A 23,586-nucleotide genomic window follows, 5' to 3' on the forward strand; every position below is an offset into this window, starting at 1 on the left:
AAACCTCAGAAATTGTTATATTTTTTTGGTTTCAGGCGTACAGAAATAGCAGGTGCAGAGTCAGAAAAAGGGCAAGCCGCTCCCGACCGGTGCTGAAACACCGGTTTTTCAGCCCGTTAAATCAGGCTTTTTGCGCCCAGGGAGCAAACCAGCCAAGACCCTCGGTCGTGCTGCCTCGCGGGATATATTCGCAGCCGACCCAGCCAGAATAGCCAACCTCATCCAGCAGCGAGAAGAGGTACGGATAGTTAACTTCTCCCTCATCCGGCTCATGGCGATCCGGTGCCGACGCAATCTGTACGTGACGATATCGTCCCGCATAGTGGCGAATCAGATGGCTGAGGTTGCCGTCCACCCGCTGTGCGTGAAACAGGTCGAGCTGAGTGAACACGTTCGGCCGGTCGATCTGTTCTACCATCTCCAGCGTCTGATACTGGCTGGCGTAGAGATAGTTGGGTTTGGTTACCGGGTTAAGCGCTTCGATCAGCAGGCTGATGCCGTGCGGCGCAAAGCGCTCAGCCGCATAGCGCATGTTGATGATAAAGGTCTCAACGTAGCGCTGACGATCGGCACCGGGCGGCACCGTCGCCGCCATGATGTGAACCTGCGGGCAGTTCAGCGCCAGCGCATAGCTCAGGGCGCGGTCGATATCCGCCTTTGCTTCCGCTTCCCGTCCGGGGATGGCGGAGACGCCCCACTCATCCGCTGCGACATTGCCCGGCGCGGTATTGAACAGCACCAGCTGCAGCTGGTTCTCATCGAGCCACTGTTTTATCTGCGTGGCGGGATAGTCATAAGGAAACAGAAATTCGACCGCTGTAAAACCGGCTTTCGCCGCTGCAGCGAAGCGTTCGGCAAAGGGATATTCATTAAACTGCGTCGAAAGGTTAGCAGCAAACTTCGGCATTATCGGCTCCTTAATTCCGCCACTTCGGCATCGCTGAGATAACGGATCGGGCGGTCACCCAGGGTAAAGATCAGACGGGCGGTCTCTTCCAGCTCTTCCGTGTTATCCGCCGCTTCCTGTAAGGATTTCCCCACCACCACCGGGCCGTGATTCGCCAGTAAAAAGGCGCGGTAACGCGGCGCCAGCACCGCCAGATCATCGGCCAGACGCCCATCGCCCGGCTTGTAGTAAGGCACGACCGGCACATCACCGACGCGCATGACCACATAGGGGGTAAACGGACGGATGCAGTTGTCCGTATCCAGCCCCTGTAAACAGGAGAGCGCCGTCAGGTAGTGGCTATGCAGATGCACCACTGCGCGGCAGTCGGGGTTATTCAGGTAGAGCGCGCGGTGAAACGCAATCTCTTTGGAGGGTTTATCGCCGGAGAGCCATTCTCCCTCAGGTGTGACTTTCGACAGCCGATCACCCTGTAATTCCCCGAGGCAGGAGCCGGTAGGGGTCGCCAGCAGATTGCCATCCGCCAGCAACATGGAGAGGTTGCCCGCTGAGCCGGTGGCATAGCCACGCTGAAAGAACGAGGCGCCGAGACGGACCATTTCGTCACGCGCCTGCTGTTCCGCTAACAGGGAAGATTCAGACATAGGTAAACTCCGTTTGCGCGCGGCGGAAGAAATCTTCGTCGCCAAAATTGCCCGATTTCAGTGCCAGCGAGAGCGGCTGATGGATGTCGCGCACCCAGGGCACGCCGGGCGAAATGGTCGGGCCGATGTGAAAGGCGGTTACACCCAGGCTCTGCGCGACTACGCCGGAGGTTTCCCCTCCCGCCACAATAAAGCGCTGCCAGCCGCGCCCTTTCAGCTCGCGGGTGACAGCGGCGAACAGCTGCTCAACGGCTTCGCTGCTGCGCTGCGCGCCATAGCGCTGCTGAATCAGCTGCAGTTGCTGCGCGTCAGCGGTGGCAAACAGCAGCGGGGCCAGCGTCTGATGGCTGTTAGCTTCCACCCAGTCGCACAGCTGCCGGGCATACCCTTCTGCATCTTCCAGACAATGCTCAATCTCTACTTCGCAGGCCGGTGCCAGTTGGCGGTACGCGGCAACCTGACGATTGGTCATCTGCGAACAGGATCCGGACAGCACCACGGCGCGATCGCCGCGCGGACGGCCTGCCTGCTCTGCCTCTGCATCCGTCTCAGCCGTCGCCCACTGCCGCGCCAGACCGATGGCCAGCCCGGAACCGCCGGTCACCAGTCGCCTGTCACTAAGTGCTTCACCCAGCGTCAACAGATGCGCCTGATGCAGGGTGTCAGTGACGACGTAATTAATGCCTTGCTCCGCCAGCTGGTCCAGCGCCTGACGCACTGACGCTGCGCCCTGATCGACCTGTGCCGCCGCGAGCAGCCCGGCTTTGCCGGTTGCCTGTGACATCATCAGACGAATCAGGTTGCTGTCCTGCATCGGGGTGACCGGATGGTGCCGCATGCCGGAATCGGACAACAATTGATCGCCGACAAACAGATAGCCCTGATAGACGGTGCGCCCGTTCACCGGCAGCGCCGGACAGATGACCGTCTGCGTCTCACCCAGCGCATTCAGCAGCGCATCGGTCACCGGACCGATATTGCCCTGCGCAGTGCTGTCGAAGGTGGAACAATATTTGAAGTAGAAGCGATCGCATCCCTGTTTCTGCAGCCACGCCAGCGCGGCCAGCGACTGCGCAACCGCCTGATCTGCCGGACAGGAACGGCTCTTCAGGCTGACCACAATCGCCTGCGCCTCTGTCCTCTCTGCGCTGGCGGGGATGCCGTTGAACTGGATAGTGGTCAGGCCGTTCTGCACCAGAAAACTGGCGATATCCGTTGCGCCGGTAAAATCGTCCGCTATTACGCCAAGACGCATCAGCTGTTCTCCCCTGCCTGTGGCAGCGTGATGCCGCTGAAGATTTTGATTACCGCACTGTCATCTTCCCGGCCATAACCGGCGTTGCTGGCTTCGGTAAACATGTTGAGGGCGGTTGAAGCCAGCGGCAGTGGAAAGTGCAGCGACTTTGCGGTATCGGCCACCAGGTTGAGATCTTTAACAAAGATATCGACGGCCGATTTCGGGCTGTAGTCGCCGTCTACCACATGCTTCATACGGTCCCCGAACATCCACGAGTTGCCCGCGGCATTAATGACCACTTCATACATGGTTTCCAGCGGAATACCGGCTCGCGCCGCCAGCGCCATGGCTTCTGCGCCGACCGCGATGTGAACGCCCGCCAGCAGCTGATGAATAATTTTGACGGTTGACCCGAGGCCAATTTCATTGCCCACGCGATAGACTTTGGCAGCCACCGCATCCAGCACCGGCTGCAGCTGTGCAAAGACCGCATCACTGCCGGATGCCATCACTGTCATTTCACCGCTGGCCGCTTTGGCCGCGCCGCCCGACACCGGGGCATCCAGCATTGGCAACTGATATTCAGCCAGCCGCTGTTCAATCTGCTGCGCATCCTGCGCTGAGAGTGTGGATGAGACCATTACCACCGTGCCCGGACGCAGTTTTGCGGCCAGACCATCTTCACCGAACAGAATGGCGTTAACCTGCTTTGCATTGACCACCAGCAGCAAAACGGCATCGAGCTGATCTGCAAAGGCTGAGGCGGATGACTGCGCATCACGTGCGCCGGCCTGACGTAAGCTCTCCAGGGCCGCAGGATTCAAATCGACCCCCCAGGTGTTGAGACCGGCGCGCAGACAGGATTTCGCCGCACCCATACCCATGGAACCTAACCCGATAACGCAGATGTTTTCAGCTGGCACGTTACGCCTCCACTGTTAAATTAAGTGATTATTTGTTTGTTACTGTTAATCCTGCCAGCTTCCTGTCGGTAAAAATGTGTCACTCCTCACAAAAAAACATCACCAGTGTGAACGGGAACAATTTTTAACACTGCCTGTTTTACCTGCCTCACCTTGCGTTAGCCCGGTGAGTGCAGCTGCCCGCCCTGTATCAGCTGTTATTTTTTGTTCTGGTTGACCGGCAGATACTTTATAATGTGAAAAAATGGTAATTATCAGGGAGCAGATATGATTCCGGTTGAACGTCATCAACAGATTCTGGCACTGGTGGCCGATCGGGGCGTGGTGAGCATTGCAGAGTTAACTGAGCGGCTGGGCGTATCGCACATGACGATACGCCGGGATGTGCAGAAACTGGAAGAACAAGGCACCGTGCTGTCGGTTTCCGGCGGCGTGCGCTCCGCCGATCGACTGGCAGCTGAACCGTCCCATCTGACGAAAAGCACCCTCTACAACGATGAGAAGCGCGCCATTGGCCGCACCGCTGCCCGTCACATCCCCCGTAATAGCTGCATCTATCTGGATGCCGGGACTACGACGTTAGCGCTGGCACAGGAAGTGGTGGATCGTGATGATTTACTGGTGGTGACCAATGATTTCATGGTGGCGAATCTGCTGATGGAGGCGAGTCAGTGCCGGGTGATCCACACGGGCGGCACCGTATGCCGGGAGAACCGCTCCTGCGTCGGCGAGTCGGCAGCACGCAGCCTGCGCAATCTGGCCATTGATATCGCCTTTATCTCCGCCTCCTGCTGGGGGCCACGCGGCTTGTTTACACCGGATGAAGATAAAGTGATGGTGAAGCAGGCAGTATGCGACGTGAGCAGCAAGCGGGTTTTACTGAGTGACAGTTCGAAGTACAACAGAATAGCGACGTTCCTGGCGTTACCGCTGGAGAGATTTGATCAGGTGGTGACGGACAACAAACTGAGTGATGCGGGGCGGGAACTATTGAGTGCGGGCAGCTGGGAACTGGTGCTGGCCGGTTAAGCTGTTGCCGCCTTCCTGATAAATCCGGAAGGCGGCAACGTTAGCGATATTAAACTTCTTCGCTGAACTGCGGCACCGGATTACGGAAGCTGCGGGTCACGAATGCCAGGTAGATAATCCCGATGGCGGCCCAGATCAGGCCCAGCTCCATAGAACTCGCTTCCAGATTCACCCACAGCGCACCGACCGTCATCGCGCCGAGCAGCGGCAGCAGCAGATACTGAACGTGATCTTTCAGCGTACGGTTTCGCTTCTCACGGATCCAGAACTGTGCAATCACCGACAGGTTCACGAAGGTAAACGCTACCAGCGCACCGAAGTTAATCAGCGCGGTCGCGGTGACCAGGTCAAAGTTAATCGCCATCAGCGCAATCGCACCCACCAGCAGTACGTTGAGCGACGGGGTACGCCATTTTGGATGGATGTAACCGAAGAAACGCTCCGGGAACACACCATCACGGCCCATCACATACATCAGACGCGATACGCCTGCGTGCGCCGCCATACCGGATGCCAGTACCGTGACCACCGAGAAGATCAGGATACCGACCTGCAGCGCTTTACCGGCTACGAACAGCATGATTTCTGGCTGTGAGGAGTCCGGGTCCTGGAAACGGGTGATGTCCGGGAAGTAGAGCTGCAGGAAGTAAGATGCCGCAATAAAGATCACACCGCCAATCAGCGCCGTCAGGAAAATCGCGCGTGGAATAGTACGTTCTGCATCTTTAGTCTCTTCCGACAGCGAACTGATGCCATCAAAGCCGAGGAACGAGAAGCAGAGTATGGTGGCACCGGTAATCATCGGCACCACATGCGCATTCTCAGACCAGAACGGACGGCTGCTCACCAGCGTGCCGGAACCGACGCCGCTTGCCACACCGTAGATCACCATGCCGGTGATCCCGACCATGACAATGACCTGCAGCACCACAATCACACTGTTAAAGTTGGCGACGGTTTTGATGCCCTTGAGGTTAGATAGCGTCATAAAGCCGACCAGCAACACCACGAAGATCCACGACGGGATGCCCGGCACCAGCGATTCGAAATAGTTTTTAGCCAGCAGGATGTTGATCATCGGCATGAACAGGTAGTCCAGCAGTGATGACCAGCCGACCATAAAGCCGACGTGCGGACTGATCGCCTTCTGAGCGTAGGTATAAGCGGAGCCCGCAGAGGGGAAGCGGCGTACCAGCTTACCGTAACTCACAGCAGTGAACAGAATCGCAATCAGCGCGAAAGCATAAGCAGTGGCGACGTGACCATCGGTCAGCCCGGAAACGATGCCAAAGGTATCGAACAGGGTCATAGGCTGCATGTAGGCTAAGCCCATCATGACGACCGGAAGTAACGTAAGCGTCTTTTTGAGTTGCGCACGCTGCGGTGAGGCGGAGGTATTAAGCGACATGCTTCAGTCCCCCATGTGCGACAACCTGGCTGGGCTGGGTCACAGGGCAACTGCGCATTAAGCGACAGGGAGTAAGGTTAGCGGTTGACGCGGCGCCGTAGTCATCACGAAAACGCGTACCAGCGTTGGCTGGCAGAGTGAAAAACATCCCCATCTTTGTAATCCTCAATCTCACGCTTACGCGTGTTTTCAGTGTTTATCTATCCGGGTGCGTGCCCGGCCTCGGTTAAGTCAGCAAAAACGCTCTGTTAAAACTGGATGCAAAAAAATAACCGGCGCGTTAAGCGTCGGTTATCATCTGATTTTGCAGGCCGCGTATTCTGCCCTAACCCGTGGCAGTAATACAAGCCGTTGGGGCACCTTATGCAAAAAAAAACGGGACAAAGTCACGCTGAGAAGCCCATCAGGCGTTTTTCAGCATCCAGTCTATTTCCGTAGACGTAATCAGTCGTTCAAACTGCATCAGTTCATAGTTTTTGCAACTGTGCCAGACGCTGGCAAAGCGTTCGCCCAGTAACTTCTGCAGCGGATAGCTGCTGTCAAACTCATACAGCGCATCGCTCTGCCGGATCGGCAGGGCCAGCCCTTCGGCATGGTGTCCGTTGCCGGTGACCGGATTCGGCAATGGCAGCTGCGTATCCAGCCCATGCAGCATCCCGGCCAGGATAGCCGAGACGACCAGATAGGGATTGGCATCAGCGCCCGCCACCCGATACTCAATACGATGGTTGTCGATATCTCCGCACGGCACGCGCAGCGCGACGGTCCGGTTGTTATGCCCCCACGAAGCCTGTAACGGCACATAGGCTTCAGGGACAAAGCGGCGATAGGCATTGACGTTGGGTGCCAGCAGCGCCATTGACGCGGGCATCAGGTCGATCATGCCCGCCAGCGCACGTTTCATCAGCGGTGAATCGCTGCCGTCATCGCAGGCGAAGGCGTTGTGATCGGCAGCATCCAGCATGCTGATATGCACGTGCATTCCGCTGCCCGCATACTCCTCGTAAGGCTTCGCCATAAAGGTGGCGGTCATGCCGTGATTTTCCGCGACCTGACGAATCAGGCGCTTCAGCTGCACCGCATGGTCGCAGGCGCGCAGCACGTCGCGGGTATGATGCAGGTTGATCTCAAACTGTCCGGGCGAGGCTTCCGCCAGCGCGCCATCAGCCGGTATGCCCTGCTGACGGGCCAGATCGTCAATATCGCGCAGGACATCAGCGAAGTGATCGAGATTATCGACCGAGTAGACCTGGCTCTGCATATTGCGTTCATCGCTGCCGGGCGAACAGGGCGGCTGGATAAAGCCTTCAGCATCGCGCTTTTTGTCTACCAGATAGAACTCCAGCTCTACCGCTACCACCGGAAACAGACCTCGGTTGCGCAACTGTTGCCACAGCCGGTTAAGGACATTTCGGGGTTCAACGTCAAAGGGAGTGCCATCTTGGTTGCACATGGTTAACAGCAGTTGCGCGATGTGTTGAGGGTCAGAGGCGGAGGGAACTAAAGTGCCGCTAACGGGCAGACAGAGATTATCGGGTTCACCAAGAGACTGGCCGAGTCCCGCTTCTTCCACCGTATTGCCGAGGATATCCATGGCAAACACTGAGGCGGGGAAATAACATCCTTTTTCCAGCTTAGGCAACGCAGAGACCGGAATGCGCTTGCCGCGGAACACACCATTTAAATCATTTAACAGGATGTCGACATACTGCGTTTCAGGATGGCGCTCCAGCCAGGCTTTCACCTCAAGCTGGAACGCGCTGGTTCGTTTCTCTTCACTGTGAAGCGTGAAGTCTTCCACTTCTACCAGGTTAGTCATGATCTCACCCGCCCCTATTAGGTTTGCGTAATGCTCAAAATAACAGCCACACCACTAACATAGCGCCAACATAAAAAGTGTGCAAATGTAACAAATCTGTTTGAAGAACAAACAGCAGATTGCTAGATTGAAAAAATATTGCACACTTAACCGCCAGACGTGCCCTTTCGGTAGATATTTCGACCAGTGATGCGAGGACGTAAGATGGGCATTATTTTTGACAAACCGTTGATTGGCGTAGTGATGTGCCACAAAGTTCTGGGCGGCCATGCGACTCAGACGGTGCATAACAAATATATTGATGCGATTGTCCTGGCGGGCGGCGTGCCCCTCGCCCTGCCCCATAGTCTTATTAATGCGCCTCATCTATCAGAAAACGCTATGGCTGTGCTGGATGGTCTGCTGTTCACCGGCAGTCCCAGCAATATCGAACCCTGGCATTATGGTGAAGCCGGTGAAGAGCCGCACGCCGATCCGGGCCGCGACCGTCTCGCCTTTCAGCTGATCACCTGGGCCACCAGCCACAAAATGCCAATGTTTGGTATCTGCCGTGGACTGCAGGAGCTGGTGGTGGCCAATGGTGGCGCGCTGTGGCGGGATCTCAGTGAGCAGTCAGAATTTCAGCGTCATCATGAAGATGAGACGCTGCCACTGGATCAGCAGTATGCGACAGCGCATCCGATCGCTATCGAACCGGATGGCCTGCTGGCAACGCTGCTGGACAGCAGCAAACCGCTTGCGGTCAATTCTCTGCATCATCAGGGCGTACGCGAACCGGGGCCGCAGTTGCGCGTTGAGGCACGCGCGCCGGATGGCCTGATTGAGGCGGTGAGTCTGCGTCATCATCCTTTTGCACTTGCGGTGCAGTGGCATCCCGAGTGGCAGCCGGAAAGTACGGCGGGATCGCAGGCATTGTTCAGCGGCTTTATTCAGGCCGCCATTCGCTATCACAGGGGAAAAGCAGATGAGTGATGTCACGCTGGCTCCGGGACGACGGCTGGCGCAGATTCGGCAGACGATGGGATTGTCGCAACGTCGCGTTGCCGAACTGGCCGGACTGACCCACAGCGCCATCAGCACTATCGAGCAGGATAAGGTCAGCCCGGCGGTCAGCACCCTGCAGAAGCTGCTGAAAGTCTATGGGCTTTCACTGTCGGAATTCTTTTCAGAACCCAAACCCCACGCAGAGCCAAAGGTGATTGTCCGCGCCAGCGATCTGCTGGAAATTGGCAGCCAGGGTGTGTCGCTGAAGCTCATCGACAATGGCCGTGCGCAGCGCACGCTGGGCATGCTGCTGGAAACCTATCAACCCGGCGCCAGCACCGGCGAGAAGCTGCGTCATCCAGGCGAAGAGACCGGCACGCTGCTGGAAGGCGAAATTACGCTGGTGATTAACGGTCAGCAGTTTCATCTCTCCGCCGGAGAGAGCTATGTGATTGATACCGGCTTACCGCACAGCTTCACCAACAGGGCTGAAATCCCCTGCCGCATTGTCAGTGCCCACACGCCAGCCAACTTTTAGGCGCTTCCCGGAGGTTGTTATGAATTATGTGGAGAGTTATTACGCAGCGACCGCCAATCCGCATGCGCCCTGGCCGACCCTGCGGGAGAGCATTCAGTGCGATGTCTGCATCATTGGCGGCGGTTTCACCGGTCTTTCAGCGGCGCTGCATCTGACCGAGGTCGGCTACGACGTAGTCGTGCTGGAAGCGGCGCGCGTCGGCTTTGGTGCCAGCGGCCGGAACGGCGGCCAGGTGGTGAACTCCTACAGCCGCGACGTGGATGTGATTGAACAACGCTACGGCAAAGAGAGCGCCCGCATGCTGGGCAGCATGATGTTTGAAGGTGCTGAGATTATCCGCGATCGCATTAAGCGGTATGCAATTGAATGCGACTACCGGCCTGGCGGCATTTTTGCAGCACTAAATGCGAGACAGATGGCGCATTTGCAAAAGCAGAAAACGCTATGGCAGCAGTACGGTAATTATGACCTGGAGCTGCTGGACGAACGCACTATTCGCCGCGAAGTCGCTACCGAACGTTATGTCGGCGGCCTGCTGGATCGACGTGGCGGCCATCTGCATCCGCTGAACCTGGCGCTGGGAGAAGCAGAAGCAATTCGTCGACATGGTGGACGCATTTATGAGCAGTCCGCAGCGACAGATGTGGTTTATGGCACACCTAACCGGGTGAAAACCGCTCACGGCGAGGTCAGTGCGACGTTTGTGATCTTCGCCGGTAATGCTTATCTCTCACCCAAACTGGAGCCGCGCCTGAGCAGGAAAAGCATGCCGTGCGGATCGCAGATTGTGGCGACCGAGCCGCTGACACCCGACCAGGCACTGTCGCTGATGCCAAACAATTACTGTGTGGAGGATTGTAACTATCTGCTGGATTACTTCCGTCTGACCGCCGACAACCGGCTGCTCTATGGCGGTGGTGTGGTCTACGGCGCGCGGGAACCGGCTGACATTGAAGCGCTAATCCGGCCCAAGCTGCGCCGTACTTTCCCGCAGTTGCAGAACGTGAAGCTGGACTTCAGCTGGAGCGGCAATTTCCTGCTGACGCTGTCGCGTATGCCGCAGTTTGGCCGGATGGAGAAGAATGTCTATTTTATGCAGGGCGACAGCGGTCATGGCGTCACCAGTACCCATCTTTCCGGCAAGCTGATTAGCGAAGTATTACGCGGCGATGCCGAGCGGTTTGACGCCTTTGCCCGCCTGCCTCACCTGCCGTTCCCTGGCGGCCGACGTTTTAAGGTGCCGCTGACGGCGATGGGCGCGGTGTGGTATGCGCTGAGGGATCGGCTGGGGGTGTAAGACTAAGGGCCAGGCATTGCGTCTGGTGAGCCGTATAACGGTCTTTCTGCGGGGCACATTCTGCCCTGCAGAATAAGATAAGTAAGTATGTTGTAACTATAAGGATAGCAAAACAGAGGCGTTTCAGCGGGGGCGCCCTGCCCCCACATCAACGTCAGCCGCGTGTTACTCCAGCGGCATTTTCACCGGATCGTCATAGCGATACTCAAAACCAAGCTCGCTACAGATGCGCGACCCATCTATCAGTTTGCCGCTGTCTTTGACGGCCTCTGGCGCAAACTGCGGCGGCTGCAGACCAAGCTGGCGCGTAACTGCGGGATAGAAGGTGTCACGCGTCGGATGTTTCGGCGCACTGAGGTTGTACACCCGGCCCCCTTTTGGCGACTGCAGCAGCAGCGTAATCGCCTCGACCACGTCATCCAGATGCACCAGATTTACGCCCTGCGAGCCATTTGCCACATCCTGCTTACCGGCGAGGAAGCGTCCCGGATGGCGCTTTGGCCCGACCAGACCGGACAAACGCACAATATCCACGCTGGTTCCCGGCAGATCGTGCAGCCAGCTCTCCAGCTTAACCAGCGTTTTACCGGCTACCGTTTCGGCGGTCAGCGGGCTGTTTTCCCGTTTAATGCCAGAGCTGCCACCATAGACTGACGTTGAGCTGGTAAAGATAATGCGCGGCACTTTATAAACCAGCGCGGTATCGACCACATTCTGTACCGCCTGCAGATAAGCTTCGCCGCCTTCCGCAGTACGGCTGGCAGGTAACGTGACAATTAATGCATCGACGTTAAAGAGCGGCTCGATATCGGCAGCATCACACAGCAGTTCCGGCGTCAGTTCCAGCTGGAACGCCTCAATGCCGCAGCGGCGTGCGGCTTCAACACCGTCTGGCGTGGTTTTACTGCCGGTGACCTGCCAGCCTCGCGCCGTTAACGCCGTGGCCAGCGGCATACCCAGCCAGCCCAGTCCCACAATCGCGACCTTCTTCATTTTGACTCCTGACGTGAAACATCAACCCTGACTTCACCGTAGTTTGCCCCCGGATTGCAAACCTGAACAACCTGTTTCAGCGCTTTCCGAACCGCCTGTTTAAAAAAGTGTTGCCAAGTGCTGCCATCTTCGCTAGGTTAATCCCCACAAATGAATACTCATTCATCGACGAGATTAATATGACACGCGTTCAGTTCAACCATCATCACCACCATCATCCTGACTAGTCTTTCAGGCGATTGGTGCTGGAAGACTTTTAAGATCTTCCAGTGGTGTGAACGCAAGAGAACCCCCGGAAGATCGTCTTCCGGGGGTTTTTTTATGGGCTGGCGCAACCACACTTTCAGGACAGGATTAAGAGGACAGGAACCATGTTAGATAACACCCGTTTACGCATAGCTATGCAGAAATCTGGCCGTTTAAGTGATGATTCACGCGAACTGCTGGCGCGCTGCGGCGTTAAAATCAATCTTCAGCAACAGCGCCTGATTGCGTTTGCGGAGAACATGCCGATCGACATCCTGCGTGTGCGCGATGACGATATCCCTGGCCTGGTGATGGACGGTGTGGTCGATCTCGGCATCATCGGTGAAAACGTGCTGGAAGAGGAGTTACTCTCACGCCGCGCTCAGGGCGAAGACCCGCGCTACTTTACGCTACGTCGCCTGGATTTCGGCGGTTGCCGTCTCTCACTGGCGATGGCGACCGACGCCGAGTACACCGGCCCGGAATGCCTTGATAAATCCCGTATCGCCACCTCTTATCCGCACCTGCTCAAACAGTATCTCGACAAAAAAGGCGTCAGCTTCAAAACCTGCCTACTGAACGGTTCTGTCGAAGTCGCGACCCGCGCCGGTCTGGCAGACGCCATCTGCGATCTGGTCTCTACCGGTGCCACCCTGGAAGCCAACGGCCTGCGTGAAGTGGAAGTCATCTATCGTTCAAAAGCCGTCCTGATCCAGCGCGACGGCGAGATGCCCGCCGCCAAGCAGGAGCTGATCGACAAGATGATGACCCGTATTCAGGGCGTGATTAAAGCGCGTGAATCGAAGTACATCATGCTGCACGCGCCGAGTGAGCGGCTGGAAGAGGTAATCAGCCTGCTGCCTGGCGCGGAGCGTCCGACCGTTCTGCCGCTGGCAGGCGATGTCAGCCGCGTGGCGATGCACATGGTCAGCAGCGAAACCCTGTTCTGGGAAACCATGGAAAAACTGAAAGCGTTGGGTGCCAGTTCAATTCTGGTGCTGCCTATTGAGAAGATGATGGAGTAAGCCATGGCCTTTTCTACCCCGATTGAGTGGCAGCAGTGCACCCCCGAACAGCAGCAGGCGCTGCTGTTGCGTCCAGCCATCGCCGCCTCTGAAAACGTCACGCTGACGGTGCGTAACGTGCTGGAGCAGGTAAAGCTGAACGGTGATGACGCGCTGCGCGAGTTCAGCGCCCGCTTCGACAAGGCGCAGGTTGAAAACCTGCGTGTGACGCCGCAGCAAATCGCAGACGCCAGCTTACGTCTGAGTGACGAGCTGAAGCAGGCGATGGCCGTCGCAGTGGGTAATATCGAAACCTTCCACAACGCGCAGATTCTGCCGCCGGTAGATGTGGAAACGCAGCCCGGCGTGCGCTGCCAGCAGATTACCCGCCCGGTGAAATCGGTCGGGCTCTACATTCCTGGCGGTTCCGCCCCGCTCTTCTCTACCGTGCTGATGCTGGCGACGCCTGCCCGCATCGCCGGTTGTGGCCGCGTGGTGCTCTGTTCGCCCCCGCCGATCGCCGATGAGATCCTCTATGCCGCGCAGCTGTGCGGCGTAGAAGAGGTGTTCCAGGTCGGCGGTGCGCAGGCTATTGCCGCGCTGGCCTTTGGTACCGAAACCGTGCCACGCGTGGACAAGATTTTTGGCCCGGGCAACGCCTGGGTGACCGAAGCGAAACGTCAGGTGAGTCAGCGACTCGATGGCGCAGCCATTGATATGCCTGCCGGTCCGTCCGAAGTGCTGGTGATTGCCGATGAAGGTGCCACGCCCGCGTTTGTCGCCTCCGATCTGCTTTCACAGGCAGAGCACGGCCCCGACTCGCAGGTCATTCTGCTGACGCCTTCACTGACGCTGGCTGAGGCGGTTGCGGACGCGGTTGAACAGCAACTGGCTCAGCTGCCGCGTGCGGCCACGGCGCGTCAGGCGCTGGAGAGCAGCCGCCTGATCGTGGCGCGCGATCTGGCGCAGTGTGTCGCCATCTCTAACCTCTACGGCCCGGAGCACCTGATTCTGCAGACCCGTCAGCCGCGCGATCTGGTGGAGTCGATCACCAGCGCCGGTTCAGTCTTCTTAGGCGACTGGTCACCGGAGTCTGCGGGCGATTACGCCTCGGGCACCAATCACGTGTTACCAACCTACGGTTATACTTCAACCTGTTCCAGCCTGGGCCTGGCCGATTTCCAGAAACGCATGACGGTGCAGGAGCTGACGCCGCAGGGCTTCCTGAATCTGGCCGCCACGATTGAAACGCTGGCCGCCGCCGAGCAGCTGGATGCCCACAAGAATGCCGTCACCCTGCGCGTTGCCGCACTGAAGGAGCAAGCATGAGTCAGAATATTGAGCAGCTGGCGCGCGCCAATGTGCGCGCTCTGACGCCTTATATGTCGGCGCGTCGTCTGGGTGGCAACGGTGATGTCTGGCTCAATGCCAACGAATTCCCGCTGCCGGTGCCGTTTGAGCTGTCGCAGCAGACGCTGAACCGCTATCCCGAATGTCAGCCTAAGCTGGTGATTGAGCGTTATGCGGCTTACGCAGGTTTAACGCCAGAGCAGGTGCTGGTCAGCCGGGGCGCGGATGAAGCCATTGAACTGATCATGCGCGCCTTCTGTGAGCCGGGGCAGGATGCCATTCTGTTCTGCCCGCCGACCTATGGCATGTACAGCGTCAGCGCCGAAACTATCGGCATTGAATATCGCACCGCGCCAGCGCTGAATGACTGGCAGCTGAACCTGCCTGCTATTGCGGAACAGCTGGATGGTGTCAAAGTCGTTTACCTTTGCAGTCCGAACAACCCGACCGGCAACCTGATTAATCAGGACGACATCCGCCAGTTGCTGGCGATGACCGCGGGTAAAGCGCTGGTCGTGGCGGATGAGGCCTATATTGAGTTCTGCCCGCAGGCAACGCTGACCGGCTGGCTGAAGGATTATCCGCATCTGGTGATCCTGCGTACCCTTTCTAAAGCCTTTGCGCTGGCGGGCCTGCGCTGTGGCTTTGCGCTGGCGAACCCGCAAGTGATCGACCTGCTGATGAAAGTGATTGCGCCCTACCCGCTGGCGACACCGGTTGCCGACGTCGCCGGACAGGCGCTGAGCGAGCAGGGAATTGCGCTGATGCGCGAACATGTGGCCCAGCTGAATGACAATCGCGGCTGGCTGCTGGCTGAACTGGCGCAGCTGGCCTGCGTTGAGCAGGTTTTCCCCAGCGAAACCAACTATGTGCTGGCGCGCTTTACCGATTCCCCAAAAGTCTTCAAAACCTTATGGGATCAGGGCATTATCCTGCGTGATCAGAACAAAAATCCGGGCCTGTCGGGATGCCTGCGCATCTCCATCGGCACGCGTGAAGAGTGCGAACGAGTGATCGCCGCGCTGGAAGCCTTTTCTCTGGAGCAAGCATGAGTCAGAAGACCCTTTTTATTGACCGCGACGGGACGTTAATCTCTGAGCCGCCTGAGGATTATCAGGTCGACCGTATGGATAAGCTGGCGTTTGAGCCAGACGTTATCCCGGCGCTGCTGGCGCTGCAGGCCGCCGGTTACCGCCTGGTGATGGTCACCAACCAGGATGGGCTTGGCACCGCCAGTTTCCCGCAGGCGGATTTCGATGGTCCACACAATCTGATGATGCAGGTCCTGACCTCACAGGGCATTGCGTTTGACGATGTGCTGATTTGCCCGCACATGCCGGACGATCACTGCGACTGCCGCAAGCCGAAAACCAGAATGGTAGAAGCCTGGCTGGCAGAAGGCGCACTGGATACCGCCAACAGTTATGTGATTGGCGATCGTCTGACCGACGTGCAGCTGGCGGAGAACATGGGCATTCAGCCTATCCGTTACGGCGCTGACGGCGAGAACTGGCAGACCATCCAGCAGCGTCTGACTCAGCGTGACCGCCATGCGCTGGTGCAGCGTAATACCAAAGAGACGCAGGTTCGGGTCGAACTTTGGCTGGACCGCGAAGGCGGCAGCAAGATTAATACCGGCGTGGGTTTCTTCGACCATATGCTGGACCAGATTGCGGTGCACGGCGGCTTCCGCATGAACATTGAAGTGAAAGGCGATCTCTATATCGACGATCACCACACGGTGGAAGATACCGGCCTGGCACTGGGCGAAGCATTGCTGAAAGCGCTGGGCGACAAACGCGGCATTGGCCGTTTTGGCTTTGTGCTGCCAATGGACGAATGCCTGGCGCGCTGCGCGCTGGATATCTCCGGCCGTCCGCACATAGAGTTCAAAGCCGAATTCAACTATCAGCGCGTGGGCGACCTGAGCACCGAGATGGTCGAGCACTTCTTCAGCTCGCTCTCCTACGCCATGATGAGCACCCTGCATCTGAAAACCAAAGGCAAGAACGATCATCATCGTGTCGAGAGCCTGTTTAAAGCCTTTGGCCGTACGCTGCGCCAGGCGATCCGCGTTGAGGGTAATACCCTGCCGAGCTCGAAGGGAGTGCTGTGATGAACGTGGTGATCATGGATACCGGTTGCGCCAACCTTTCCTCGGTGAAATGGGCGATTGAACGTCTGGGCTATACCCCTGAAGTGAGCCGCGATTCCGATGTGGTGCTGCGCGCCGACAAACTGTTTCTGCCGGGCGTCGGTACTGCGCAGGCGGCAATGAATCAGCTGGAAGAGCGTGACCTGATCGATCTGGTGAAAGCCTGTACCCAGCCGGTGCTGGGCATCTGTCTGGGTATGCAGCTGCTGGGACGCGGCAGCGATGAAAACGGCGGCGTACCGACGCTGGGCATTATTGATGAGCCGGTGTCGCTGATGGACACCCACGGCCTGCCGCTGCCGCATATGGGCTGGAACCAGATTACCGCGCAGGCGGGCAATCATCTGTTCCGCGGCATTGATGAAGGTTCTTATTTCTACTTCGTCCACAGCTATGCTATGCCGGTCAACGCCAGCACCATCGCTCAGTGTCACTACGGTGAAGCCTTCACCGCCGCAGTGCAGAAAGATAACTTCTTCGGCGTCCAGTTCCATCCGGAACGCTCGGGCAGAGCGGGCGCGCAATTGCTGAAAAACTTCCTGGAGATGTAATGATTATCCCCGCGTTAGATTTAATTGACGGCAAAGTGGTTCGTCTGCATCAGGGCGATTATGGCCAGCAGCGTAATTACGGCAGCGATCCGCTGCCACGTCTGCAGGATTACGTCAGCCAGGGCGCGACCGTGCTGCATCTGGTGGATTTAACCGGTGCGAAAGATCCGGCGAAACGCCAGATCGCGCTGCTGAAAACCCTGCTCGACGGCGTTGAGGTCACGGTGCAGGTCGGTGGCGGCATTCGCAGCCGTAACGATGTGTACGCACTGCTTGAAGCGGGTGCGAGTCGTGTGGTGGTCGGTTCCACTGCTGTGAAAGAGCCTGAAGAGGTTAAACGGTGGTTCGCGGAGTTTGGCGCAGAGGCGATTGTGCTCGCGTTAGATGTGCGCATTGATGCCAGTAACCGCAAAGAAGTGGCGATCAGTGGCTGGCAGGAAGCGGCTGGCGTCACCCTGGAAGAGGTAATTACCGATTTTCAGCAGGTGGGCCTGAAACACGTGCTCTGTACCGACATTTCCCGCGACGGCACCCTGAGCGGTTCCAACGTCGCGCTCTATCAGGAAGTGACGGCGCGCTTCCCGACGATTGCTTTCCAGTCCTCGGGTGGCATTGGCGACCTGAATGATATCGCCGCACTGCGCGGCAGCGGTGTTCAGGGCGTGATTGTCGGACGTGCGCTGCTGGAAGATAAATTCACAGTTTCGGAGGCGATCTCATGCTGGCAAAACGGATAATTCCCTGCCTGGACGTACGTGACGGCCAGGTGGTCAAAGGCGTACAGTTTCGTAATCACGAGATCATCGGCGACATCGTGCCGCTGGCGCAGCGCTACGCCGCTGAAGGTGCCGACGAACTGGTCTTCTATGACATCACCGCCTCATCCGATGGCCGGGTCGTCGACAAAAGCTGGGTGTCGCGCGTCGCGGAAGTGATTGATATCCCGTTCTGCGTCGCGGGCGGCATTAAAACCCCGGAAGACGCGGCACGCATTCTGGAGTTTGGCGCAGATAAGATTTCAATTAACTCGCCAGCGCTGGCCGATCCCACGCTCATCACCCGCCTCGCGGACCGGTTTGGCGTGCAGTGTATTGTCGTCGGCATCGATACCTGGTTTGACGAAGCCAGCGGCAAATATCAGGTGAATCAGTACACCGGTGACGAAGCACGTACCCGCGTGACACAGTGGGAAACGCTGGAGTGGGTACAGGAAGTGCAGAAGCTGGGCGCAGGCGAGATCGTGCTGAACATGATGAATCAGGATGGCGTGCGTAACGGCTATGACCTGGTGCAGCTGAAGAAAATGCGTGAAGTCTGCAACGTGCCCCTGATCGCCTCGGGCGGCGCAGGCACCATGCAGCACTTCCTGGAGGCGTTTACGGAGGCTAACGTCGATGGCGCCTTAGCCGCCTCGGTATTCCATAAGCAGATTATTAATATTGGTGAGCTGAAGAGCTTTCTGATCGACAACGGAGTGGAGATTCGCGCGTGCTAACTCAACAACAACAGGCTCTTCTCGACTGGGATAAAACAGAGGGCATGATGCCGGTCATCGTTCAGCACAACGTCTCAGGCGAAGTGCTGATGCATGGCTACATGAACCCGGAGGCGCTGGAAAAAACGCTGGCAGAGGGCAATGTCACCTTTTTCTCACGCACAAAAAACCGCTTGTGGACCAAAGGCGAAACGTCCGGCAACTTTCTGCAGGTAGTGAGCATTACGCCTGACTGCGACAATGACACGCTGCTGGTGCTGGCGAATCCGATTGGCCCGACCTGCCATCTGGGCACCACCAGCTGCTTCTCGCCGGCCGTACCTGAGTGGACCTTCCTTTATCAGCTGGAAGAGCTGCTGGCGTCACGCAAATCAGCTGACCCTGAAAGCTCTTACACGGCACGGCTCTACGCCAGCGGCACCAAGCGCATCGCACAGAAAGTGGGCGAAGAAGGCGTGGAGACTGCGCTTGCGGCGACCGTCAACGATCGGGATGAGCTGACCAATGAAGCGTCAGACCTGGTCTATCACCTTATGGTGCTGTTGCAGGATCAGGATCTCGACTTCAGCGCCGTGATTAATAACCTGCGCGCCCGCCACAAGTAATTGTGCAATAACCTGCTCAGAATTTCGTTTTTATGCAGATTCTGAGCAGAATCCTTCTCAATCTTCATCTCAATCCCGCACAGTAACGGCGACTCAAACCTCAGGGAGAGAACCGTGACAACCCATGAAAAATTAATCGCCCTGCTCGACCAGCACCAGGCGCGCTATCGCCTGATGGAGCATGAGGCCACCGGTAAATGTGAAGCCGTCGCGGCAATACGCGGCACCGAAATCGGTCAGGGCGCAAAAGCGCTGGTCTGCCATGTAAAAGGCAACGGCGTTAAACAGCATGTGCTGGCGGTGTTACCGGCCGACAGGCAGGCCGACCTGGGTAAAGTCGCCGCGGCGGTCGGTGGACGACGTGCTTCACTCGCCAGCCCGGCGGAGACCGATCTGCTGACCGGCTGCGTATTCGGGGCGATTCCGCCGTTCAGCTTTCATCCCGACCTCCGACTGATTGTGGACCCCGCGCTGTTTGAACGTTATCCGGAGATCGCATTTAACGCCGGTCTGCTGGAGCGCTCGGTGATCCTGAACACCGAAGACTACCGGGCGCTGTGCAAAGCTGATGTGATGGAGATAACGCAGTAATTGCCATCCCGGCAGCCCGACGATACTCTGCATAATCACTCATCACGACAGAATAAGAGCAAAATCATGAACATTCTCACTCAATGCCTGCGCCAGACGCTGGCTGTGGCAGTTATAGCAGGCTGCGCGTTTGGCGCACAGGCAAAAATTGAACAGGTGCGTTTTGCGGTCGATCCGACCTATCCGCCGTTTGAATCGAAAACGCCACAGGGTAAGCTGGTCGGCTTTGATATCGATCTGGGAAATGCGCTCTGCACGCAGATGCAGGCGAAATGTGTCTGGGTTGAAAGCCAGTTTGACGGCATGATCCCAGCGCTGAAAGCACGTAAGTTTGACGCCATTCTGTCTGACATGGGCATTACCGAAGAGCGCCTGAAGCAGATCGACTTTACCGTGCCGCTGTATGACACCCACACCCAGCTGATTGCGCGTAAAGGCGCCGGCATCCTGCCCACCGTCGAGTCTCTGAAAGGGAAAACGGTTGGCGTGGAACAGGGAACGGTTCAGGAGCGTTATGCGCTGGCGAAATGGCAGCCCTATGGTGTGACCGTGGTGCCCTATGGCGATCAGGCACAGGTTGAAAGCGATCTGGTTTCAGGCCGACTTGATGCCGTCTTTACCGATGCGGCACAGGCGGCGATTGGCTTCCTGAAGCATCCGCAGGGCAAAAATTTTGAACTGGCTGGCCCGATTATTCAGGATCCGATTATCGGCCCCGGCACGGCAATTGGACTTCGTAAAGGCGATACCGAACTGAAAACGGCGCTGGATAACGCCTTTGCCGAAATTAAAAAGAATGGCACCTTCGATCAGATTCAGAAGCGCTACTTCTCCACGGATATCTCTATCCAGCAGTAACCTCGCGGTCGCCCTTTTTCGTCCACACCGCGATCCGGCACTATACTCTAACTTTTTCGGGACGGCGCGCTGTCGTCCTTTGCCGATTAAAGGACATTAACACGGTATGCATCAACAACATCATCCACTGTTAAGCGCCTCTTTAGGCACCCAGCGTGAAATCATCAGTTTCCATTTTGCTGAGGACAATGAACGTCAGGTTTATATCCAGGCTGCGCTGCATGGCGACGAACTGCCCGGTATGGCGGTGGCCTGGTATTTGAAGCAGCGGCTGCAGGCGCTGGAGTCGGCCGGACAACTCAAAGCCGCCTTTACCCTGGTGCCGGTTGCGAATCCTCTGGCGCTGGGACAGCACTGGCACGGCACGCATCTGGGTCGCTTCCATACGCTCTCCGGTCAGGATTTTAACCGTCGTTTCCCGTCACTGGGCAACACGCTGGCGGCCGGGCTGGCTGACAGTCTGACCCAGAGTGAATCGCAGAACCGGAGCCTGATCCGAGAGGCGATCGATCGTCACTATCGCGATACCGTGCCAAAAACGGAGCTGGATGCGCAACGCTACACGCTGATGCGGATGGCCAGCCAGGCGGATCTGATGATTGACCTGCACTGTGACTGGGAAGCCGTGCCGCATCTCTACACCACGCCGCATGCCTGGCCGGATATCGAACCGCTGGCACGCTGGTTAGGCAGTGAAGTGCAGTTGCTGGCGCAGATCTCTGGCGGTGAGCCGTTTGATGAAGCCTGTTGCGAACCCTGGCTGACGCTGGCAGAGCGGTTCGGCAAAGATTACCCGATGCCTCGTGGCTTATTGCCGGTGACGCTGGAGTTGCGTGGCATGCGTGATGTGTCGCCTGAACAGGCGGAGAAAGATGCAGATGCGATTATTTCTGCGCTGCAGGAAGGCGGTTATATCGGCTACAGCGAGCCTTCGATTTCCGTGGAAGTGGCCGCGCCCGTCATTGGCGGCGATGAGCTGGTCCCGGCGAGCGCGGGCGGTGACGATATCGTGGCCATCAATGACGGTCCGATTGGTTTAAACGTGCCTGACCTCGCTGAAGCACCGGGAGAAGGTAGCGTTATCAAAGAGCGTCACAGCGAGGGTTCAGCGGCGGCCTCTCCTGCCCTGAAAAATCCTCCTACGCCGTTAGCGGGCTGTGAATATATTCATTCGCCGGTGTCAGGGCTGATCCTGCACCGCAAACCGCTCGGTGCGCAGATTCGCCCGGGAGAAGTAGTGGCTGAGATTATTGATCCGCTTACAGACCACATCACCCCTCTGGTGGCGGAGTATGGCGGTATTCTCTATGCGAGACACTGGGTAAGGTTTGCGACAGCAGGCATGCTGGTTGTGCGACTGGCGGGAGAGCGGGAGATTCGGAGCGGGGATTTGCTGGTGGGGTAAAAAAGGGCTTCCCGAGGGAAGCCCTTTTCAGTGATTAATCTAACCACTCAGTGTGGAACACACCGTCTTTATCAATGCGCTTGTAAGTATGCGCACCGAAGTAGTCACGCTGCGCCTGAATCAGGTTAGCAGGCAGGACTTCTGAACGGTAGCTGTCGTAGTAAGCGATCGCCGCAGAGAAGGTTGGCGTCGGGATACCGTTCTGAATTGCGTAAGAAACGACATCACGCAGCGCCTGCTGATACTGATCAGCGATATCTTTGAAGTATGGAGCCAGCAACAGGTTAGCGATGCCTGCATCAGCTTCATAAGCATCAGTGATCTTCTGCAGGAACTGGGCACGGATGATGCAGCCAGCGCGGAAGATCTTAGCGATTTCACCGTAGTGCAGATCCCAGTTGTTCTCTTCTGACGCTGCACGCAGCTGTGAGAAGCCCTGCGCATAAGAGACGATTTTACCCAGGTACAGCGCGCGACGGACTTTCTCGATGAACTCTGCTTTGTCACCAGTGAAAGCTTTAGCCTGTGGACCGCTCAGTACTTTAGAGGCCGCAACACGCTGCGTTTTCAGTGAGGACAGGTAACGAGCGAAGACAGACTCAGTGATCAGTGACAGCGGTTCACCCAGATCCAGCGAGCTCTGGCTGGTCCATTTACCGGTGCCTTTGTTAGCCGCTTCATCCAGAATCACATCAACCAGGTATTTACCGTCTTCGTCTTTCTTGGTGAAGATATCTTTGGTGATGTCGATCAGGTAGCTGCTCAGCTCGCCGTTGTTCCAGTCGGTGAAGGTTTCAGCCAGCTCTTCGTTGTTCAGGCCCAGCGCGCCTTTCAGCAGAGCATAGGCTTCTGCGATCAGCTGCATGTCGCCATATTCGATGCCGTTGTGAACCATCTTCACATAGTGGCCCGCGCCGTCCGGACCGATATAGGCCACACAGGCTTCGCCATCTTCCGCACGAGCAGCAATCTTATCCAGAATCGGTGCAACCAGCTCGTAAGCTTCTTTCTGACCGCCAGGCATGATGGATGGGCCTTTCAGTGCGCCCTCTTCACCACCGGAAACGCCGGTACCGATGAAGTTGAAGCCCTGGTCAGACAATTCTTTGTTACGACGGATGGTATCTTTGTAGAAGGTGTTACCGCCATCGATCAGGATGTCGCCTTTATCCAGGTGTGGTGTCAGTGAGGCGATAGTCTTGTCAGTCGCTTCACCCGCCTGAACCATCAGCAGGATACGACGAGGTTTTTCCAGCGATTCAACAAACTCTTCAACGGTGTAAAAAGGAGCAAGCTTCTTGCCCTGGTTCTCGGCGATGACTTCGTCAGTCTTTTCGCGTGAACGGTTGAAGATTGAAACAGTGTAACCGCGGCTCTCAATGTTAAGAGCCAGGTTGCGGCCCATCACTGCCATACCTACAACGCCGATCTGTTGCTTGGACATTACATACTCCTGTCTGAAGGTCACTTCACAAACGCAGCGGTTTGTGAACAAAAGTGGCGAACATGTTAACCCAGGTAAGCATTAACCCGTTAGAGAATGATGC

Annotated in this window: 24 protein-coding genes and 1 other annotated feature; of the genes, 16 read left to right on the forward strand and 8 right to left on the reverse strand. The window is 57.2% G+C overall.

Translation table 11 applies throughout. The features are described 5' to 3' along the window. Positions 1 to 121: 121 nt before the first annotated feature. The 4 genes from FA92_RS11340 to ltnD are packed head-to-tail and all read right to left on the reverse strand — an operon-like array spanning position 122 to position 3,711. Positions 122 to 907, reverse strand: coding sequence for an HPr family phosphocarrier protein (locus FA92_RS11340; RefSeq protein ID WP_033783618.1), 786 nt, complete (start codon positions 905 to 907; stop codon positions 122 to 124). Continuing rightward, positions 907 to 1,551, reverse strand: a complete 645-nt coding sequence (locus FA92_RS11345; RefSeq protein WP_033783619.1) for an aldolase — start codon at positions 1,549 to 1,551, stop codon at positions 907 to 909. Before FA92_RS11345 ends, FA92_RS11340 begins: the two co-directional genes overlap by 1 nt. After that, a complete protein-coding gene (gene otnK, locus FA92_RS11350) occupies positions 1,544 to 2,806 on the reverse strand; it encodes a 3-oxo-tetronate kinase (RefSeq protein ID WP_033783620.1) in 1,263 nt (420 codons plus the stop codon). Before otnK ends, FA92_RS11345 begins: the two co-directional genes overlap by 8 nt. Beyond that, the gene (ltnD, locus tag FA92_RS11355) at positions 2,806 to 3,711 is read right to left on the reverse strand and encodes an L-threonate dehydrogenase (RefSeq protein ID WP_033783621.1); all 906 of its coding nucleotides are present in this window, start codon (positions 3,709 to 3,711) and stop codon (positions 2,806 to 2,808) included. Before ltnD ends, otnK begins: the two co-directional genes overlap by 1 nt. Positions 3,712 to 3,978: 267 nt before the next feature. Between ltnD and ygbI the strand changes: the two genes are divergently transcribed. Then, positions 3,979 to 4,740 carry a DNA-binding transcriptional repressor YgbI gene (ygbI, locus tag FA92_RS11360; protein ID WP_033783622.1) on the forward strand — a complete coding sequence of 254 codons (762 nt, stop codon included), beginning with the start codon at positions 3,979 to 3,981 and terminating at the stop codon, positions 4,738 to 4,740. A 49-nt stretch (positions 4,741 to 4,789) separates the two neighbouring features. On the opposite strand, the gene FA92_RS11365 is transcribed toward ygbI, so the two are convergent. Both FA92_RS11365 and FA92_RS11370 read right to left on the reverse strand, forming a co-directional pair. Next, on the reverse strand, positions 4,790 to 6,148 hold the full coding sequence (locus FA92_RS11365; protein WP_033783623.1) for an APC family permease: 1,359 nt from the start codon (positions 6,146 to 6,148) through the stop codon (positions 4,790 to 4,792). A gap of 403 nt (positions 6,149 to 6,551) precedes the next feature. Next, a complete protein-coding gene (locus FA92_RS11370; RefSeq protein ID WP_013358430.1) occupies positions 6,552 to 7,967 on the reverse strand; it encodes a glutamine synthetase family protein in 1,416 nt (471 codons plus the stop codon). Between the two features lie 204 nt (positions 7,968 to 8,171). On the opposite strand from FA92_RS11370, the gene puuD reads away from it, so the two are divergent. Genes puuD through FA92_RS11385 form a run of 3 tightly spaced genes read left to right on the forward strand, consistent with a single transcriptional unit; the run spans position 8,172 to position 10,786 of the window. Then, positions 8,172 to 8,939 carry a gamma-glutamyl-gamma-aminobutyrate hydrolase gene (gene puuD / locus FA92_RS11375; protein ID WP_033783624.1) on the forward strand — a complete coding sequence of 256 codons (768 nt, stop codon included), beginning with the start codon at positions 8,172 to 8,174 and terminating at the stop codon, positions 8,937 to 8,939. Continuing rightward, positions 8,932 to 9,489: an HTH-type transcriptional regulator PuuR gene (gene puuR, locus FA92_RS11380; protein ID WP_013358432.1), complete on the forward strand. Its 558-nt coding sequence runs from the start codon at positions 8,932 to 8,934 to the stop codon at positions 9,487 to 9,489. The genes puuD and puuR overlap by 8 nt, the downstream gene beginning before the upstream one ends. 19 nt (positions 9,490 to 9,508) lie before the next feature. Beyond that, entirely contained in the window at positions 9,509 to 10,786 is a 1,278-nt protein-coding gene (locus tag FA92_RS11385) for an FAD-binding oxidoreductase (protein WP_033783625.1), read from the forward strand. 165 nt (positions 10,787 to 10,951) lie between these two features. Here FA92_RS11385 and FA92_RS11390 read toward each other — a convergent pair whose 3' ends face one another. Next, the gene (locus FA92_RS11390) at positions 10,952 to 11,779 is read right to left on the reverse strand and encodes an SDR family oxidoreductase (protein ID WP_033783626.1); all 828 of its coding nucleotides are present in this window, start codon (positions 11,777 to 11,779) and stop codon (positions 10,952 to 10,954) included. A gap of 179 nt (positions 11,780 to 11,958) precedes the next feature. Between FA92_RS11390 and hisL the strand changes: the two genes are divergently transcribed. The 12 genes from hisL to FA92_RS11445 all read left to right on the forward strand — a co-directional run bounded on the left by hisL (position 11,959) and on the right by FA92_RS11445 (position 22,039). Next, positions 11,959 to 12,006 (forward strand): his operon leader peptide, encoded by a 48-nt coding sequence (hisL, locus tag FA92_RS23320; protein WP_100396937.1) that lies wholly within the window; start codon positions 11,959 to 11,961, stop codon positions 12,004 to 12,006. After that, positions 11,982 to 12,102 (forward strand) — a sequence feature (His leader region). It overlaps the preceding gene by 25 nt. A 48-nt stretch (positions 12,103 to 12,150) precedes the next feature. Then, positions 12,151 to 13,050, forward strand: a complete 900-nt coding sequence (gene hisG, locus FA92_RS11395; RefSeq protein ID WP_004571317.1) for an ATP phosphoribosyltransferase — start codon at positions 12,151 to 12,153, stop codon at positions 13,048 to 13,050. A 3-nt stretch (positions 13,051 to 13,053) separates the two neighbouring features. Further along, the gene (hisD, locus tag FA92_RS11400; RefSeq protein WP_033783627.1) at positions 13,054 to 14,358 is read left to right on the forward strand and encodes a histidinol dehydrogenase; all 1,305 of its coding nucleotides are present in this window, start codon (positions 13,054 to 13,056) and stop codon (positions 14,356 to 14,358) included. Beyond that, positions 14,355 to 15,431: a histidinol-phosphate transaminase gene (hisC, locus tag FA92_RS11405; RefSeq protein WP_033783628.1), complete on the forward strand. Its 1,077-nt coding sequence runs from the start codon at positions 14,355 to 14,357 to the stop codon at positions 15,429 to 15,431. Before hisD ends, hisC begins: the two co-directional genes overlap by 4 nt. Next, positions 15,428 to 16,495, forward strand: a complete 1,068-nt coding sequence (gene hisB, locus FA92_RS11410; protein ID WP_033783629.1) for a bifunctional histidinol-phosphatase/imidazoleglycerol-phosphate dehydratase HisB — start codon at positions 15,428 to 15,430, stop codon at positions 16,493 to 16,495. Before hisC ends, hisB begins: the two co-directional genes overlap by 4 nt. Further along, positions 16,495 to 17,085, forward strand: coding sequence for an imidazole glycerol phosphate synthase subunit HisH (gene hisH, locus FA92_RS11415; protein ID WP_033783630.1), 591 nt, complete (start codon positions 16,495 to 16,497; stop codon positions 17,083 to 17,085). The genes hisB and hisH overlap by 1 nt, the downstream gene beginning before the upstream one ends. After that, positions 17,085 to 17,822 (forward strand): 1-(5-phosphoribosyl)-5-[(5-phosphoribosylamino)methylideneamino]imidazole-4-carboxamide isomerase, encoded by a 738-nt coding sequence (gene hisA / locus FA92_RS11420; protein ID WP_033783631.1) that lies wholly within the window; start codon positions 17,085 to 17,087, stop codon positions 17,820 to 17,822. Before hisH ends, hisA begins: the two co-directional genes overlap by 1 nt. Beyond that, entirely contained in the window at positions 17,804 to 18,580 is a 777-nt protein-coding gene (hisF, locus tag FA92_RS11425) for an imidazole glycerol phosphate synthase subunit HisF (RefSeq protein WP_033783632.1), read from the forward strand. The genes hisA and hisF overlap by 19 nt, the downstream gene beginning before the upstream one ends. Further along, positions 18,574 to 19,185, forward strand: a complete 612-nt coding sequence (gene hisIE, locus FA92_RS11430) for a bifunctional phosphoribosyl-AMP cyclohydrolase/phosphoribosyl-ATP diphosphatase HisIE (RefSeq protein WP_033783633.1) — start codon at positions 18,574 to 18,576, stop codon at positions 19,183 to 19,185. The genes hisF and hisIE overlap by 7 nt, the downstream gene beginning before the upstream one ends. Positions 19,186 to 19,299: 114 nt before the next feature. After that, positions 19,300 to 19,776 carry a YbaK/prolyl-tRNA synthetase associated domain-containing protein gene (locus FA92_RS11435; RefSeq protein WP_033783634.1) on the forward strand — a complete coding sequence of 159 codons (477 nt, stop codon included), beginning with the start codon at positions 19,300 to 19,302 and terminating at the stop codon, positions 19,774 to 19,776. Between the two features lie 66 nt (positions 19,777 to 19,842). Continuing rightward, positions 19,843 to 20,634, forward strand: coding sequence for an ABC transporter substrate-binding protein (locus tag FA92_RS11440; protein ID WP_033783635.1), 792 nt, complete (start codon positions 19,843 to 19,845; stop codon positions 20,632 to 20,634). Between the two features lie 106 nt (positions 20,635 to 20,740). Then, positions 20,741 to 22,039, forward strand: a complete 1,299-nt coding sequence (locus FA92_RS11445) for a succinylglutamate desuccinylase/aspartoacylase family protein (RefSeq protein ID WP_033783636.1) — start codon at positions 20,741 to 20,743, stop codon at positions 22,037 to 22,039. A 34-nt stretch (positions 22,040 to 22,073) separates the two neighbouring features. Here the strand turns inward: FA92_RS11445 and gndA are convergent, their stop codons facing one another. Then, entirely contained in the window at positions 22,074 to 23,483 is a 1,410-nt protein-coding gene (gene gndA / locus FA92_RS11450; RefSeq protein WP_033733220.1) for an NADP-dependent phosphogluconate dehydrogenase, read from the reverse strand. Positions 23,484 to 23,586 lie beyond the last annotated feature (103 nt).

Origin of the sequence: Pantoea sp. 9140 (assembly GCF_000745295.1) — a bacterium.
GTDB lineage: Bacteria > Pseudomonadota > Gammaproteobacteria > Enterobacterales > Enterobacteriaceae > Pantoea > Pantoea vagans.

Bases quoted from the DNA above. Each gene is read 5' to 3' on its own strand.
- FA92_RS11445 (WP_033783636.1), top strand. From the start codon at position 20,741: ATGCATCAACAACATCATCCACTGTTAAGCGCCTCTTTAGGCACCCAG.
- otnK (WP_033783620.1), bottom strand. From the start codon at position 2,806: ATGCGTCTTGGCGTAATAGCGGACGATTTTACCGGCGCAACGGATATC.
- FA92_RS11440 (WP_033783635.1), top strand. From the start codon at position 19,843: ATGAACATTCTCACTCAATGCCTGCGCCAGACGCTGGCTGTGGCAGTT.
- FA92_RS11390 (WP_033783626.1), bottom strand. From the start codon at position 11,779: ATGAAGAAGGTCGCGATTGTGGGACTGGGCTGGCTGGGTATGCCGCTG.
- FA92_RS11340 (WP_033783618.1), bottom strand. From the start codon at position 907: ATGCCGAAGTTTGCTGCTAACCTTTCGACGCAGTTTAATGAATATCCC.
- FA92_RS11365 (WP_033783623.1), bottom strand. From the start codon at position 6,148: ATGTCGCTTAATACCTCCGCCTCACCGCAGCGTGCGCAACTCAAAAAG.
- FA92_RS11385 (WP_033783625.1), top strand. From the start codon at position 9,509: ATGAATTATGTGGAGAGTTATTACGCAGCGACCGCCAATCCGCATGCG.
- FA92_RS11370 (WP_013358430.1), bottom strand. From the start codon at position 7,967: ATGACTAACCTGGTAGAAGTGGAAGACTTCACGCTTCACAGTGAAGAG.
- hisC (WP_033783628.1), top strand. From the start codon at position 14,355: ATGAGTCAGAATATTGAGCAGCTGGCGCGCGCCAATGTGCGCGCTCTG.
- puuD (WP_033783624.1), top strand. From the start codon at position 8,172: ATGGGCATTATTTTTGACAAACCGTTGATTGGCGTAGTGATGTGCCAC.
- hisG (WP_004571317.1), top strand. From the start codon at position 12,151: ATGTTAGATAACACCCGTTTACGCATAGCTATGCAGAAATCTGGCCGT.
- gndA (WP_033733220.1), bottom strand. From the start codon at position 23,483: ATGTCCAAGCAACAGATCGGCGTTGTAGGTATGGCAGTGATGGGCCGC.
- hisH (WP_033783630.1), top strand. From the start codon at position 16,495: ATGAACGTGGTGATCATGGATACCGGTTGCGCCAACCTTTCCTCGGTG.
- puuR (WP_013358432.1), top strand. From the start codon at position 8,932: ATGAGTGATGTCACGCTGGCTCCGGGACGACGGCTGGCGCAGATTCGG.
- hisF (WP_033783632.1), top strand. From the start codon at position 17,804: ATGCTGGCAAAACGGATAATTCCCTGCCTGGACGTACGTGACGGCCAG.
- FA92_RS11345 (WP_033783619.1), bottom strand. From the start codon at position 1,551: ATGTCTGAATCTTCCCTGTTAGCGGAACAGCAGGCGCGTGACGAAATG.
- ygbI (WP_033783622.1), top strand. From the start codon at position 3,979: ATGATTCCGGTTGAACGTCATCAACAGATTCTGGCACTGGTGGCCGAT.
- hisA (WP_033783631.1), top strand. From the start codon at position 17,085: ATGATTATCCCCGCGTTAGATTTAATTGACGGCAAAGTGGTTCGTCTG.
- hisD (WP_033783627.1), top strand. From the start codon at position 13,054: ATGGCCTTTTCTACCCCGATTGAGTGGCAGCAGTGCACCCCCGAACAG.
- hisB (WP_033783629.1), top strand. From the start codon at position 15,428: ATGAGTCAGAAGACCCTTTTTATTGACCGCGACGGGACGTTAATCTCT.